Annotated in this window: 14 protein-coding genes; 11 read left to right on the forward strand and 3 right to left on the reverse strand. The window is 72.9% G+C overall.

The window, feature by feature from the left end:
* Positions 1 to 602 (reverse strand): rhomboid family intramembrane serine protease (locus tag ABEA77_RS32460; protein ID WP_425588437.1); only part of this gene is annotated, 602 nt, incomplete at its 3' end.
* Between the two features lie 90 nt (positions 603 to 692).
* Between ABEA77_RS32460 and ABEA77_RS32465 the strand changes: the two genes are divergently transcribed.
* From ABEA77_RS32465 to ABEA77_RS32490, 6 genes are all read left to right on the forward strand, one after another.
* Positions 693 to 1,433, forward strand: a complete 741-nt coding sequence (locus tag ABEA77_RS32465) for a UbiX family flavin prenyltransferase (protein ID WP_345655544.1) — start codon at positions 693 to 695, stop codon at positions 1,431 to 1,433.
* Between the two features lie 209 nt (positions 1,434 to 1,642).
* Complete coding sequence (locus ABEA77_RS32470; RefSeq protein ID WP_345655560.1) at positions 1,643 to 2,095, forward strand: Lrp/AsnC family transcriptional regulator; 453 nt, start codon at positions 1,643 to 1,645, stop codon at positions 2,093 to 2,095.
* A 140-nt stretch (positions 2,096 to 2,235) separates the two neighbouring features.
* Positions 2,236 to 3,399: an aminofutalosine synthase MqnE gene (mqnE, locus tag ABEA77_RS32475; RefSeq protein ID WP_345655546.1), complete on the forward strand. Its 1,164-nt coding sequence runs from the start codon at positions 2,236 to 2,238 to the stop codon at positions 3,397 to 3,399.
* 10 nt (positions 3,400 to 3,409) lie between these two features.
* On the forward strand, positions 3,410 to 3,955 hold the full coding sequence (locus ABEA77_RS32480) for a GNAT family N-acetyltransferase (RefSeq protein ID WP_345655548.1): 546 nt from the start codon (positions 3,410 to 3,412) through the stop codon (positions 3,953 to 3,955).
* 52 nt (positions 3,956 to 4,007) lie between these two features.
* A complete protein-coding gene (locus ABEA77_RS32485) occupies positions 4,008 to 4,295 on the forward strand; it encodes a DUF4229 domain-containing protein (RefSeq protein ID WP_345655550.1) in 288 nt (95 codons plus the stop codon).
* Between the two features lie 367 nt (positions 4,296 to 4,662).
* The gene (locus ABEA77_RS32490) at positions 4,663 to 6,573 is read left to right on the forward strand and encodes an AMP-dependent synthetase/ligase (protein ID WP_425588440.1); all 1,911 of its coding nucleotides are present in this window, start codon (positions 4,663 to 4,665) and stop codon (positions 6,571 to 6,573) included.
* 255 nt (positions 6,574 to 6,828) lie between these two features.
* Here ABEA77_RS32490 and ABEA77_RS32495 read toward each other — a convergent pair whose 3' ends face one another.
* Positions 6,829 to 7,032 (reverse strand): cold-shock protein, encoded by a 204-nt coding sequence (locus ABEA77_RS32495; protein WP_003967102.1) that lies wholly within the window; start codon positions 7,030 to 7,032, stop codon positions 6,829 to 6,831.
* Between the two features lie 387 nt (positions 7,033 to 7,419).
* Between ABEA77_RS32495 and ABEA77_RS32500 the strand changes: the two genes are divergently transcribed.
* The 4 genes from ABEA77_RS32500 to ABEA77_RS32515 all read left to right on the forward strand — a co-directional run bounded on the left by ABEA77_RS32500 (position 7,420) and on the right by ABEA77_RS32515 (position 10,977).
* On the forward strand, positions 7,420 to 8,319 hold the full coding sequence (locus ABEA77_RS32500; RefSeq protein WP_425588438.1) for a menaquinone biosynthetic enzyme MqnA/MqnD family protein: 900 nt from the start codon (positions 7,420 to 7,422) through the stop codon (positions 8,317 to 8,319).
* A gap of 147 nt (positions 8,320 to 8,466) precedes the next feature.
* Positions 8,467 to 9,681 (forward strand): cyclic dehypoxanthinyl futalosine synthase, encoded by a 1,215-nt coding sequence (gene mqnC, locus ABEA77_RS32505; protein ID WP_345655553.1) that lies wholly within the window; start codon positions 8,467 to 8,469, stop codon positions 9,679 to 9,681.
* Between the two features lie 10 nt (positions 9,682 to 9,691).
* The gene (locus ABEA77_RS32510; protein ID WP_425588439.1) at positions 9,692 to 10,237 is read left to right on the forward strand and encodes an imidazolonepropionase-like domain-containing protein; all 546 of its coding nucleotides are present in this window, start codon (positions 9,692 to 9,694) and stop codon (positions 10,235 to 10,237) included.
* A gap of 47 nt (positions 10,238 to 10,284) precedes the next feature.
* Positions 10,285 to 10,977 (forward strand): demethylmenaquinone methyltransferase, encoded by a 693-nt coding sequence (locus ABEA77_RS32515; protein ID WP_345655554.1) that lies wholly within the window; start codon positions 10,285 to 10,287, stop codon positions 10,975 to 10,977.
* Positions 10,978 to 11,043: 66 nt separating this feature from the next.
* On the opposite strand, the gene ABEA77_RS32520 is transcribed toward ABEA77_RS32515, so the two are convergent.
* Positions 11,044 to 11,538: a GNAT family N-acetyltransferase gene (locus ABEA77_RS32520; protein ID WP_345655566.1), complete on the reverse strand. Its 495-nt coding sequence runs from the start codon at positions 11,536 to 11,538 to the stop codon at positions 11,044 to 11,046.
* A 272-nt stretch (positions 11,539 to 11,810) separates the two neighbouring features.
* Between ABEA77_RS32520 and ABEA77_RS32525 the strand changes: the two genes are divergently transcribed.
* Positions 11,811 to 13,091, forward strand: a complete 1,281-nt coding sequence (locus tag ABEA77_RS32525; RefSeq protein WP_345655556.1) for a geranylgeranyl reductase family protein — start codon at positions 11,811 to 11,813, stop codon at positions 13,089 to 13,091.
* The last annotated feature ends 155 nt before the right edge of the window (positions 13,092 to 13,246 follow it).

Genomic DNA, 13,246 nt, shown 5'->3' on the forward strand with positions numbered 1-13,246 from the left:
CGGCGGAAGAGGAAGGCCGCGAGCACGCCGCCGACCAGGCCGAAGGCGTGCGCCTGCCAGCTGACGCCCGGGTTGCCCGGCAGGGCGCCGAGCAGCACGGAGCCGTAGACCGCGAGGACCACGAGGCCGAGGACGACGTCCCAGGCGCGGCGGTTGACGAAACCGGTGATCACCAGGAACGCCAGCAGGCCGAAGACCACCCCGGACGCGCCGATGGTGACGGAGTTGCCCGGGGCGGTCAGCCAGACGCCGAACCCGCTGACCACGGTGATCGTCAGGACGATCCCGAAGAACCTGGCGAGCCCGCCGAGCGCCGCGAGGAAGCCGAGCACCAGCAGCGGGAACGTGTTGGACGCCAGGTGCGCGACCGAGCCGTGCAGGAACGCCGCCGGGATGATGTCCAGCAGCTCGCCGGGCCTGCGGGGCGTGATGCCCAGCGTGTTGAGCGACTCGCCCGTCGCCTCGTCGATCCCGAGCAGCAGCCACAGCAGCGCCACCCAGCCGACCATGACCGCGCCCGCGGCCTTCACCCGGCCGCCGCCGCCCCGCCCCGTGCGCGCCGCCGCGCCCGGCCTGCCCGCCGGATCCGTCCCGTACGCCATCGCAGCCCCCTGCCTGTGAGCCTGACGTGCTGGAAACGTCCCGCACCCCGTGCCGGGTTCCGCCCACGGGCGGCCGGATAGGCTCGCCGCGTGAGCACCTCCGACGCACAGGACACACCGGGCGCACCGGACACACCGGGTGCACCGGGCGGCCGGGCCGCCGCGTCCCGCAGGCCCTGGGTCGTCGGGGTCTCGGGTGCCTCGGGCACCCCGTACGCCGCCGCGGTGCTGCGCGGCCTGCTCGACGCGGGGGAGAGCGTCGACCTGGTGGTGAGCAGGGCCGCGCGGCTCACCCTGCTGGACGAGACCGGCATCGCCTTCCGCGACGCGCACTGGCGCGAGGACCTCGCGGCCTGGCTCGCCCGGGGCGCGGACGGCGACCCCGCCGCGTTCCCGGCGCCCGACCTGTCGGACGTGCGCCACTGGGCCGCGGGCGACCTGGCCGCGGGCCCCTCGTCCGGCTCGTACCCGGCGCGCGGGATGCTGATCGTGCCCGCCTCCACGGCCACCGCCGCCGGCGTCGCGCTCGGCCTCTCGAAGGACCTGCTCCAGCGGGTCGCCGGGGTCACGCTCAAGGAGCGCCGCCCGCTGGTCGTCGCCGTGCGGGAGACCCCGCTCGCCGGGAACACGCTGCGCCACCTGGTCGCCCTCGACGACCTCGGCGCCGTGGTGCTGCCGGTGTCGCCGGCCTTCTACGCGGGCGCCACGCACATCCAGGACCTGGTGGACTTCGTCGCGGGCCGCGCGCTCGACGCGGTCGGCGTGGAACACGGCCTGTACCGGCGCTGGCGCGGCGAGCTGGGCGGCGGCTCCCGCCCGCCGGACGCCTGACGGACGCTCGCCGGACGCCTGACGACGCGGGGACCTGAGGGAAACCGCGCCGCGCCCACGGCAGACCGCGCCGCGCCCGTGGGGATCCGCCTCGCGCCCATGGGAAGCTGCCCCTGCGAGAAGGAGCGTTCCCAGGGCCGTTGGCCCGGGGACCTTGGTTCTGCCTAGTAATCTTGCTGGATCGCTGAATGATGGAAGGCATCAGGCATATGGACGCCGTGGACAGGCAGCTCATCCAGGCCCTTCGGGAGAACGGCAGAGCCTCCTACGCCGAACTCGGCAGGCTCGTCGGGCTCTCCGGCCCCAGCGTCACCGACCGGATCAACCGCCTGGAGTCCGCGGGGGTCATCACCGGCTACCGCGCCACCGTGGACTCCGCGTCGCTCGGCCTCGGCGTGGTCGCCCTGATCGGCATCTCGCTGTCCGACGCGGCCGACCACGAGGACGTCGCCAGGCGGCTGCGGGACCTCGGCGAGATCGAGGACTGCTGGTTCATCGCGGGCGACGACTCGTTCATGCTCAAGGTCCGCGGCGAGAACGTGGACAGCCTGGAGCGCACCATCCGCCGCCTCAGCGGCACGAAGGGCGTCTCCCGCACCCGTACGACGGTCGTCCTGTCGACCAAGTGGGAGAACCGCGTCGGCGAGCTCCCCGAGGAGTGACCCGCCGCCGGGTGTGACGCGATCGACGTGCCAGGGGCCCCGGTGGACGCCCTGGGGCCGCGGGTTCACCCGGTCCGGAGGCGTAACCTCGAACCGGCCCGTAGACGGGCGAACCACCAGCCACAAGGGAGGCGGCTTTTATGGACGCGGGGCTTAAGCGCGAGCTGGAGCAGAAGGTCCGCGACGGCGAGCGGCTGTCCCGCGAGGACGGCATCGCGTTGTACGAGTCGGACGACCTGGCCTGGCTCGGCGGCCTCGCCCACGAGGTGCGCACGCGCAAGGCGGGTGACGTCGTCTACTTCAACGTCAACCGCCACCTGAACATGACGAACGTGTGCACCGCCTCGTGCGCGTACTGCTCGTTCCAGCGCAAGCCGGGCGAGAAGGACGCGTACACGATGCGCATCGAGGAGGCCGTCCGGCTGGCGAAGGCCATGGAGGGCGAGAACCTCACCGAGCTGCACATCGTCAACGGCCTGCACCCGTCGCTGCCCTGGCGCTACTACCCGCGCTCCCTGAAGGCGCTCAAGGAGGCCCTGCCGCAGGTCTCCCTCAAGGCGTTCACCGCCACCGAGATCCACCACTTCGAGACCATCTCCGGCATGTCGGCCTCCGACATCCTGGACGAGCTGATCGACGCGGGACTCGAATCGCTGACCGGCGGCGGCGCGGAGATCTTCGACTGGGAGGTGCGGCAGCACATCGTGGACCACCGCACCCACTGGGAGGACTGGTCCCGCATCCACCGCCTCGCGCACGAGAAGGGCCTCAAGACGCCCAGCACGATGCTGTACGGGCACATCGAGGAGCCGAGGCACCGCGTCGACCACGTGCTGCGGCTGCGCGAACTCCAGGACGAGACCGGCGGCTTCCAGGTCTTCATCCCGCTGCGCTACCAGCACGACTTCGTGGACATGAAGGACGGCAAGATCCGCAACCGGCTCCAGGCGCGCACCACGATGGCCACGGGCGCCGAGGCGCTCAAGACCTTCGCGGTCTCCCGGCTGCTGTTCGACAACGTCCCGCACGTCAAGGTGTTCTGGGTGATGCACGGCCTCCAGACCACGCAGCTCGCGCTCCAGCACGGCGCGGACGACATGGACGGCTCGGTCGTCGAGTACAAGATCACGCACGACGCGGACAACTACGGCACGCCGAACAAGATGTCCCGCGAGGACCTGCTCGACCTGATCCGCGACGCCGGCTTCCGCCCCGTCGAGCGCAACACCCGCTACGAGACGGTCCGCGAGTACCCGGGCCCCGACGCGGCCCGCCGCGAGGCGCCCCAGCCGATGCGGGTGTGAGGGCGCGGGCATGGCACTCACGTTCCGCTTCGACCCGCCCTTCGGCCCGGGGCGGGAGGGCCGCGCCCTGCGCGACGGCATCCTCGCGCTGTGGACGGACGTGGTCAACGCGGGCGGCGCCGTCGGCTTCGTGCCGCCGGTCGCACCCGACGACGTCAGGCCTGAGCTGGTCAAGCACCTGACCGCGATGGCGGAGGGCCGTACGCACCTGCTGGTGGGGTACGACGGGAGCGGCGAGGTCGCGGCGACCGCGTTCCTCACTCTCAACACCCACCGCCTGATGGGGCACTGGCTGTGGCTGTACACCGTGATGGTGCACCCGCGCCACCAGGGCAAGGGGTACGGGCGGCAGCTGATGGCCGCGGCCGCCGACGCGGCGCGCGGGCTCGACGGCATCGAGGCGATCCGCCTGACGTGCCGCGGCGGCACCGGAGCCGACCGCTTCTACGCGGCGTGCGGCTACAAGGAGGTCGGCCGGGTGCCCGGCGCGATCCGGGTCGCGCCGGGCGACGACAGGGACGACATCGTCATGCTGCTCCCGCTGGGGAGCGCCTGAGGCCCCCGTGCTTCACTGGAAGGTACGAGACCGGAAGAGAGAAGGCCACGCAGTGATCCGGCAGCCAGGAGTGACCGTCCGCTACACCATGGCGCGCATCGCCATCTTCATCGGATGCATGGTCGTGATCGCGGCCCTCGTCCGGGTCGGTGCGGTGCCCAGGGGCCTCGGCGACTCCAACGGCATCTGGGTGCTGCTGCTCGCCCTCGTCGTCTCCGCGCCCATCAGCTTCGTGGTGCTGCGCAAGCAGCGCGACGAGATGTCGATGAAGGTGTCGGGCCGTCTCGACAAGGCGCGCGCCAAGCTGGAGGCCAACCGCGCCGCGGAGGACGCCGAGTAGGCCGAGCAGTCCGCGGGTCCGCGATGGACCGCGGGCCGGGCCCGCGCGGGTTCCCGCCGTGTGCCGCGGGCCTTCCGCTGTGTGATCCGGGCCGCAGGTCGTCGCACCCCCGCCTCCCCAACTGCCGTGGGGAGGCCGGGGCGGGCCGGCGCGGGAGCAGGAGGCGCGCGAGCACGAGGTGCCGACCGCGGCCTGACCCGCCGGGGGCGCGGCCCGGTGCGCGCCGCCGCCGCGCCCGGCGCGCCGTGTACCGGTGAACCCGACCGCGCCGCCCCGGTGTTCGGGACCGGGCGCTTCCCTTTAGGGTCAGCTCTGGGCGTTCCTCAGGAGCGCCGCGCACCCCCAGGAGCAGCCCGTGACCACAGCCGTGTCCCAGGTTCCCGCGTCGCGGTCCGCCGAGCCGCCGCCCGCCGTCCCCCCGCAGCTCGTCAGGGACGGCTCGGCCGTGCGGGAGGCGTACGTACCACCGCTCGCGCCCCCGGTACGGGGCGGATCGCTCGCCGACATCCCGTACGAGAACGTCCGCCAGGAGCCCGACGCCGTCGTCATCAGCCGCAAGCTGCCGGACGGCAGCTGGCAGGACGTGACCGCCGCCGCGTTCGCCGAGGACGTCGGCTCCGTCGCGCGCGGGCTCGTCGCCGAGGGGCTGCGGCCCGGCGACCGGATCGCGATCATGGCCACGACGACCTACGAGTGGACGCTGCTGGACTTCGCCGCCTGGGCGGCGGGCCTGGTGACCGTCCCCGTCTACCCGACGTCGTCCGCGTTCCAGACCCGGTGGATCCTCCAGGACTCCGGCGCCGTCGCCTGCGTCGTGGAGGACGCGGCGCAGGCCGCCCTCGTACGGCAGGAGGGCCGCAGGCTCTCCCAGCTCGGCCACTTGTGGGTGCTCGACGACGGCGGGCTCGACCGGCTGCGCGAGGCGGGCGCGGGCGTCGGCCCCGATGTGCTCGCCCAGCGCAGGGCCCTCGTCACCCCCGACAGTCTCGCCACACTCAGCTACACCTCGGGCACCACGGGCCGCCCCCGCGGCTGCGCCCTCACCCACGGCAACTTCTTCGCCGAAGTCGACAACGCCGTCGCGCTGCTCTATCCGGTGTTCACCTCGGTGAGCAAGGAGCCGCCCTCGATCCTGCTGTTCCTGCCGCTCAGCCATGTCTTCGGCCGGATGGTCGCCGTCGCCTGCCTGCGCGCCAGGGTCAGGCTCGGACACGCGCCGTCCGTCGGCACCCAGGCGCTCCTCGCCGACCTCGCCGCCTTCCGGCCGACCTTCCTGCTCGCCATCCCCTATGTGCTGGAGAAGGTCTACAACACGGCCCGCGCCAAGGCAGAACGGATGGGCCGCGCCTCCGCCTTCGACCGCGCGGCCCGGGTCGCCCGCCGCTACGGCGAGGCTCTTGAGGCGGCCGAGCACGGCGCGGGCCCCGGCCCCTCGATCGCGCTGCGCGCCGCCCGCGCCCTGTACGACCCGCTCGTGCACCGCAGGATCCGCGCCGCGCTCGGCGGCCGGGTCAAGTACGCGATCTGCGGCGGCTCGCCGCTCGGCCGCCACCTGTCGTCGTTCTACGCGGGCGTCGGCGTCGAGATCTTCGAGGGGTACGGCCTGACGGAGACCACGGCGGCCGCCACCTGCACGCCTCCGCGCAGACCCCGCATGGGCACGGTCGGCTGGCCCATGCCGGGCACGGCGGTGCGGATCGCGGACGACGGCGAGGTGCTGCTGCGCGGCGCCCATGTCTTCGCCGGCTACTGGGACGCCGAGCGCGGCGAGCCCGTGCCCGTGCGGGACGAGGAGGGCTGGTTCGCCACCGGCGACCTCGGCGCCCTGGACGACGAGGGGTACCTGACGATCATCGGCCGCAAGAAGGACGTGATCATCACGACCGGCGGCAAGAGCGTGGCGCCCGCGCCCCTGGAGGACTGGCTGCGCGCCCACCCGCTGATCAGCCAGTGCATGGTCACGGGCGACAACCGGCCCTACATCACGGCGCTGATCACCCTCGACACGGACGGCCTCGCGCACTGGCGCGAGATGCGCAGGCGGCGGACGGGCCAGGACGCGCCCGAGGCCGAGGAGGAGGAGCTGCGCGGCCTACTCCAGCGCGCCGTCGACGAGGTGAACCGGCTGGTCTCCCGGGCGGAGTCCATCCGCCGTTTCCTGGTCCTCACGACCGACTTCACGGAGGCGAACGGCCATCTCACGCCCTCGCTGAAACTGCGCCGTGACCAGATCACCCGGGATTTCGCCGACGAGATAGCAAAGCTGTACGAGAGGTAGCCCGCGCGCGGACAGACCGGGGCTGGAAAACCCGGCCGCGGAGCCGCGTCGCGGAGAGCCGGGCCCGTGCGACCGGCCGCGAAACCGGACCCACGCGACCGGGCCGGAAAACCGGAAACCGAAAAAAAGGGGGCGAGCCCGGAAAGCCGGGCCCGGAAAGGTGCAGGGGCCCCGTCCCGCCGCCGTCCGCGGCGGGGTGGGGCCCCTTGGGTACTGCTTCTCACGTAGTCATGGGCGATCGCCGACCACGGGCACTCAGGCCGGGGTGACGTTCTCCGCCTGCGGGCCCTTCGGGCCCTGGGTGACGTCGAAGTTCACGACCTGGTTCTCCTCCAGGGAGCGGAAACCAGAGGCGTTGATCGCGGAGTAGTGGACGAAGACATCCGGGCCGCCGCCGTCCTGGGCGATGAAGCCGAAGCCCTTTTCAGCGTTGAACCACTTGACGGTTCCGGTAGCCATAAGCCCTCCTTGGGCCAAAGGGTTGCCCTGCTCCAGAACCTGCAAAGAAGTCTGAAAACTACAAAAGCCTGCGGCGTCACATGCTCCGCAGGCTCTGTACTGCAAGGGAAACCAAACTGCAACTTGCGAGCGAGCCTAGCACGGTGCCTCTGCGCGGCGGTAGAGGCAAAGATCACCGCTCTCCCGCGCGTGCCGCGCGCCCGCGTGGGCACACTTTCCGGCCAGGGCGGGCGGCGGTGCGCCGCGCGGGCGTCCGCGCCGCTGCTCCGTACGTCCCCCGCGGCCGGCACGTTCCCCCCGGTCGGCACGTCCCCCGTACGGACCGGCGGCGGCGCGCATCGCGGCCCCGCGGACCCCCGGCGGGCGACCCGGGTTTAGCCTCGCGATGTGGACACTCCAGAAGAAGACACGTCAGCACAGGACGCCACAGGACCCGCCGGAGCCGGCCGCCGCACCCGGCCGCGCGTCGGCCACATCCAGTTCCTCAACTGTCTGCCCCTGTACTGGGGCCTCGCGAGGACCGGGACCCTGCTCGATCTGGAGCTCACCAAGGACACCCCGGACAAGCTCAACGACCAGCTCGTGCGCGGCGAGCTGGACATCGCCCCGATCAGCCTCGTCGAGTACCTGCGCCACGCCGACGAACTCGTCGCCTTCCCCGACGTGGCCGTGGGCTGCGACGGCGACGTGATGTCCTGCGTGATCGTCTCGCAGGTCCCGCTCGACCGGCTCGACGGCGAGAAGGTCGCCCTCGGCTCGACCTCCCGCACCGCGGTACGCCTCGCCCAGCTGCTGCTGTCCGACGCGCACCACGTGAACCCCGAGTACTTCCGCTGCGCCCCCGATCTCGGCCTGATGATGCAGGAGGCGCCCGCGGGCGTCCTCATCGGCGACGCGGCCCTGCGCGCCTCGCTGCACGAGGCGCCCCGCCTCGGCCTCCAGGTGCACGACCTCGGCGCGATGTGGAAGGAGTGGACGGGCCTGCCGTTCGTCTTCGCCCTGTGGGCCGCGCGCAAGGACTTCCTGGCCCGCGAGCCCGAGACCGTGCGCGAGGTGCACCGCGCGTTCCTCGCCTCGCGTGACCTCTCCCTCGAAGAGGTCACGAAGGTCGCCGAGCAGGCGGCGCGCTGGGAGGCGTTCGACGCCTCCCTCCTTGAGCAGTACTTCACGACGCTCGACTTCCGCTTCGGCGAGCGGCAGCTCGCGGGCGTCAGGGAATTTGCCCGCCGCACGGGCCCGACCACGGGCTTTCCCGCCGACGTGCGCGTGGAGATCCTGGACCGCTGAGGCCGGGCCCCGGCCCGCCCCTGTGGAGTGGGCGGCGCGGGCGCCGGCCCGCTCCCCGGCCGCCCCCTGGCCGCCGTCCGGTCCGGGCGCGGGGCGCTGGCGTAGGCTTGAGCGGCTGTCGTACCCCCTGTGGAAGGACCCGTTCCGGTGACCGAGAAGGCTGACCACCCGTCCGTTGACATCGCCGGAGCCCTGGACCGAGCCGCCGCGGGGGGCCGCATCACGCCCGAGGAGGCCGTCGTCCTGTACCGGGACGCGCCCCTGCACGCGCTGGGCGCGGCCGCCGACGCGGTGCGCCGCCGCCGGTACGCGGGCACCGAGCACATCGCCACGTACATCATCGAGCGCAACATCAACTACACGAACGTCTGCGTGACGGCGTGCAAGTTCTGCGCCTTCTACGCGGCGCCCAAGGACACGGAGAAGGGCTGGAGCCGCGACCTCGACGACATCCTGCGCCGCTGCGCGGAGACCGTCGAGCTCGGCGGCACCCAGATCATGTTCCAGGGCGGGCACCACCCCGACTACGGCGTCGAGTACTACGAGCGCGCCTTCTCGGCCATCAAGAAGGAGTTCCCGCAGCTGGTCATCCACTCCCTCGGCGCGTCCGAGGTCGAGCACATGGCCCGCATCTCGGGCGTGAGCGCCGAGGAGGCCATCCGCCGCATCCACGCGGCCGGCCTCGACTCCTTCGCGGGCGCGGGCGCCGAACTGCTGCCCGAGCGGCCCCGCAAGGCGATCGCGCCGCTCAAGGAGTCGGGCGAGCGCTGGCTCGACATCATGGAGACCGCCCACAACCTGGGTGTCGAATCCACCACGACCATGCTGATGGGCACCGGCGAGACCAACGCCGAGCGGATCGAGCACCTGCGGATGATCCGCGACGTGCAGGATCGGACGGGCGGCTTCCGCGCCTTCATCCCGTACACGTACCAGCCGGAGAACAACCACCTGAAGGGGCGGACGCAGGCCACCCTCTTCGAGTACCTGCGGATGATCTCCATCGCGCGCCTCTTCCTCGACAACGTCGCCCACATCCAGGGCTCCTGGCTGACCACGGGCAAGGAGGTCGGCCAGCTCTCGCTGCACTACGGCGCCGACGACCTGGGCTCGATCATGCTGGAGGAGAACGTCGTCTCCTCCGCGGGCGCCAAGCACCGCTCCAACCGCATGGAGATCATCGAGCTGATCCGCAAGGCCGGCCGCGTCCCCGCGCAGCGCGCCACCACCTACGAGCACCTCGTCGTCCACGACGACCCGGCGAACGACCCGGTCGACGACCGCGTCGTCTCCCACATCTCCTCCACGGCGATCGCCGGCGGCACCGCCCACCCCGAGCTCAAGCTCCTCGGCGCCAACTGAGGACGGCGCGGTGCGGACCATCCACCACCCGGCCCTCGGGGTGCGCACCGCGGGGGACGGACCCGCCACCCCAGGACTCGCGGTCGTCATCGACGGCGGACGGATCGCGGCGCTCGGGCCGTACGAGACGGTGCTCGGGCGCTACGGCGGCGACGGCGGGGCCCGGGTGCGGGCCTGGGACGGCGTGCTGGAGCCGGGCCGGTACGCGGCCGACGCGGCCGAGCTGCTCGAAGGGCGCTACTGGCCGGACCCGCGCGAGGCCGCCGAGTTCGGCACCGGGCCGCTGCCCGCCGCCTCCGTCGCCATGACGGACACCCGCTGGGGCGCCAGCGCGCGCCGGGGCGTGCAGCGGTTGCTCGCACGCGGGGTGACCGCCGTCGCGGGGCCCTTCGCCCGGCCGCAGGTCGCGGCGGCCGTCCGCCGCGCGGGGCTGCGCGCGCGGGCGGCCGCCCTGGCCGAGGGCGGCGCGGCGGACTTCGCGGTCTTCCCCGCAAAGGGCGCGGACGAGTCCCTCGCGACGGTGCTCGCCGGGCGGCTGGTCCACCGGCGGGCATAGCCCCCGGGGCCAGGGGCGGCCGCCGCGGCGGCTGGTTCAATGGGGCAATGACCCGTGCATCCCTGGACAAGAAGCCACAAGAAGTCGCCACGATGTTCGACGACGTGGCGGAGAAGTACGACCTGACCAACGACGTGCTCTCGCTCGGCCAGGCCCGCCTGTGGCGCAAGGAGGTCGCGAAGGCGGTGGCCGCGCGCCCGGCCGAGAAGGTCCTCGACCTGGCGGCCGGCACGGCGACCTCGTCCCAGGAGCTCGCGCGGACCGGCGCGTACGTGGTGCCCTGCGACTTCTCCATGGGCATGCTGCGCGAGGGCAAGCGGCGCTGCTCCTGGATGCCGTTCACCGCGGGAGACGCGACCCGGCTGCCCTTCGCCGACCAGGTCTTCGACGCGGTCACGATCTCCTTCGGCCTGCGCAACGTCGAGGACTCCGAACGGGCGCTGCGCGAGCTGCACCGGGTGACCAAGCCGGGCGGGCGCATCGTCGTCTGCGAGTTCTCCGACCCGACGTTCGGGCCGTTCCGCACGGTCTACCAGGAGTACCTGATGCGCGCGCTGCCGCCCGTCGCGCGCCGCGTCTCCTCCAACCCCGACGCGTACGTCTACCTCGCCGAGTCCATCCGCGCCTGGCCCAACCAGCGCGGCCTCGCGGCCCGCATGAAGCGCTGCGGCTGGTCGCAGGTGGCGTGGCGCAACCTCACCGGCGGCGTGGTGGCGCTGCACCGCGGGGTACGCGCCTAAGGCGGGCGGCCGTTGAGTTGAGGCGGGCGGCTCCGGGCGCGCGGGCGGCCCGGGGCACGGGCCGGGTCAGAGCGCCAGCTCGTACTGGTGGCCCACGAGTTCGCCGCCCTCCGCGTGCCGCGGGACGTACGCGAACGACCTCGCGAGGCTCATGCCGAGCCGCCTGGTGACCGCGATGGAGCGCTCGTTGCGCGCGTCGACCATCGCCACCACCCGCGCCACGCCCGCCGCGCGCACCCGGTCCAGGGTCAGGCGCGCCGCGGCCGTGGCGTAGCCCCTGCCCCAGTACGCGCGGCCCAGGCGCCAGCCGATCTCGATCTCCCCGTACGGGCCGAACGACTCGTGCGGCCACGGCTGCGCGCCGGTGAAGCCGGCCGCCTCGCCGTGCTCGTCCACCACCGTCCACAGGCAGAAGCCGCGCTCCGCCGCGTGGCGCCGCTGGCGGGCGGTGAGCTCCTCGTACACGGAGAACTCGGCGGGCCCGCCGTGGAACTCCATCACCTCGCGGTCCGCGAAGAGGCGGTGCCAGGCGTACGCGTCCTCGTCGGTCGGCACCCGCAGCCCGAGCGCGGGGGCGGGCGCGGGCCGGGGCGCGGCGCCGGGGAGGGGTTCCTCGACGGTGACCGCGCCGGGAAGGCCGGCGGTGCTGCTGCTGGGTACGAGCTGAGGCGAATCGTTCACGGAAGCTGCCCTTCGAGCGGCCTTGTCGGTACGCCCCCATAGACTGCCCATGTCCGTTGCCCTTCGATACGTCGGCGCGCCACTTTGCTGAGTGCGCGGCCGTGCCGCCGTATCGCGCACGTATCCGCGCCGACCCTTCGGGAGCCCCCGCCGTGACCGAGCCCCTCTCCGAGAACACCGCCGACGTGATCGTCGTCGGGGCGGGCCCCGCCGGCTCGACCACGGCGTACTACCTCGCCAAGGCCGGCCTCGACGTGCTGCTCCTGGAGAAGACGGCGTTCCCGCGCGAGAAGGTGTGCGGCGACGGCCTCACGCCCCGCGCGACGAAGCAGCTCGTGGCCATGGGCATCGACATCTCCGAGGAGGCCGGCTGGCTGCGCAACAAGGGGCTGCGGATCATCGGCGGCGGGATGCGCCTCCAGCTCGACTGGCCGGACCTCGCCTCCTTCCCCGACTACGGCCTCGTGCGCAAGCGCGACGACTTCGACGACCAGCTGGCCCGGCAGGCGCAGAAGGCGGGCGCCCGGCTGTACGAGCGGTGCAACGTGACGGAGCCGATCACCGACAGGGCGGGCCGGATCACCGGCGTCCGCGCGAAGCTCGGTGAGGAGAAGACCCCCGCGGAGTTCCACGCGCCGCTGGTCGTCGCCGCCGACGGCAACTCCACCCGGCTCTCCGTCGGCATGGGGCTGCACCGGCGCGAGGACCGGCCGATGGGGGTCGCCGTGCGGACGTACTTCACCTCGCCGCGGCACGACGACGACTACCTGGAGTCCTGGCTCGAACTGTGGGACCGCAGGGGCGGCGAGGAGCGGCTGCTCCCCGGCTACGGCTGGATCTTCGGCATGGGCGACGGCACGTCCAACGTGGGCCTCGGCATCCTCGACTCGTCGGCGGCCTTTCACGAGCTCAACTGGCGCGAAGTGCTCAAGGCGTGGTGCGCCTCCATGCCGGAGGACTGGGGCTACACCCCGGAGAACATGACGACGCCGATCCGCGGCGCCGCCCTGCCGATGGCCTTCAACCGCCAGCCGCACTACACGCGCGGGCTGCTGCTCGTGGGCGACGCGGGCGGCATGATCAACCCGTTCAACGGCGAGGGCATCGCGTACGCCATGGAGTCGGGGCAGCTGGCGGCCGACGTGATCGTCCAGGCGCACGCCCGCGCCACCCCGGCGCTGCGGGAGCGCGCGCTCCAGCGCTACCCGCAGGTCCTCAAGGACACCTACGGCGGCTACTACACGCTGGGCCGCGCGTTCGTGAAGCTCATCGGCAACCCGACCGTCATGAAGCTGGCGGCGCAGCGCGGCCTCACACACCCGCTGCTGATGAAGTTCACGCTGAAGCTCCTGGCGAACCTCACGGACCCGACCGGCGGCGACGCGATGGACCGCATCATCAACGGGTTGACGAAGGTGGCGCCCCGGGCGTAACGATGGCGCCGTGCGCCGCCGTTCCACCGAGGTGGCGGCGCACGGCGGGACGGTACGGCGTGCGCCGGGCCCGCGGGCCGCGCGGCGGGCGTCGACCGCGGTCCCGACCGCGGCGCGCCGGGAGCCCGCGACCGCCTCCGCGGCCCCACGGCCGC

The sequence above is a fragment of the Streptomyces tremellae genome (genome assembly GCF_039540215.1).
Classification (GTDB): Bacteria; Actinomycetota; Actinomycetes; order Streptomycetales; family Streptomycetaceae; genus Streptomyces; species Streptomyces tremellae.

Bases quoted from the DNA above. Each gene is read 5' to 3' on its own strand.
- ABEA77_RS32470 (WP_345655560.1), top strand. From the start codon at position 1,643: ATGGACGCCGTGGACAGGCAGCTCATCCAGGCCCTTCGGGAGAACGGC.
- mqnE (WP_345655546.1), top strand. From the start codon at position 2,236: ATGGACGCGGGGCTTAAGCGCGAGCTGGAGCAGAAGGTCCGCGACGGC.
- ABEA77_RS32480 (WP_345655548.1), top strand. From the start codon at position 3,410: ATGGCACTCACGTTCCGCTTCGACCCGCCCTTCGGCCCGGGGCGGGAG.
- ABEA77_RS32495 (WP_003967102.1), bottom strand. From the start codon at position 7,032: ATGGCTACCGGAACCGTCAAGTGGTTCAACGCTGAAAAGGGCTTCGGC.
- ABEA77_RS32515 (WP_345655554.1), top strand. From the start codon at position 10,285: ATGACCCGTGCATCCCTGGACAAGAAGCCACAAGAAGTCGCCACGATG.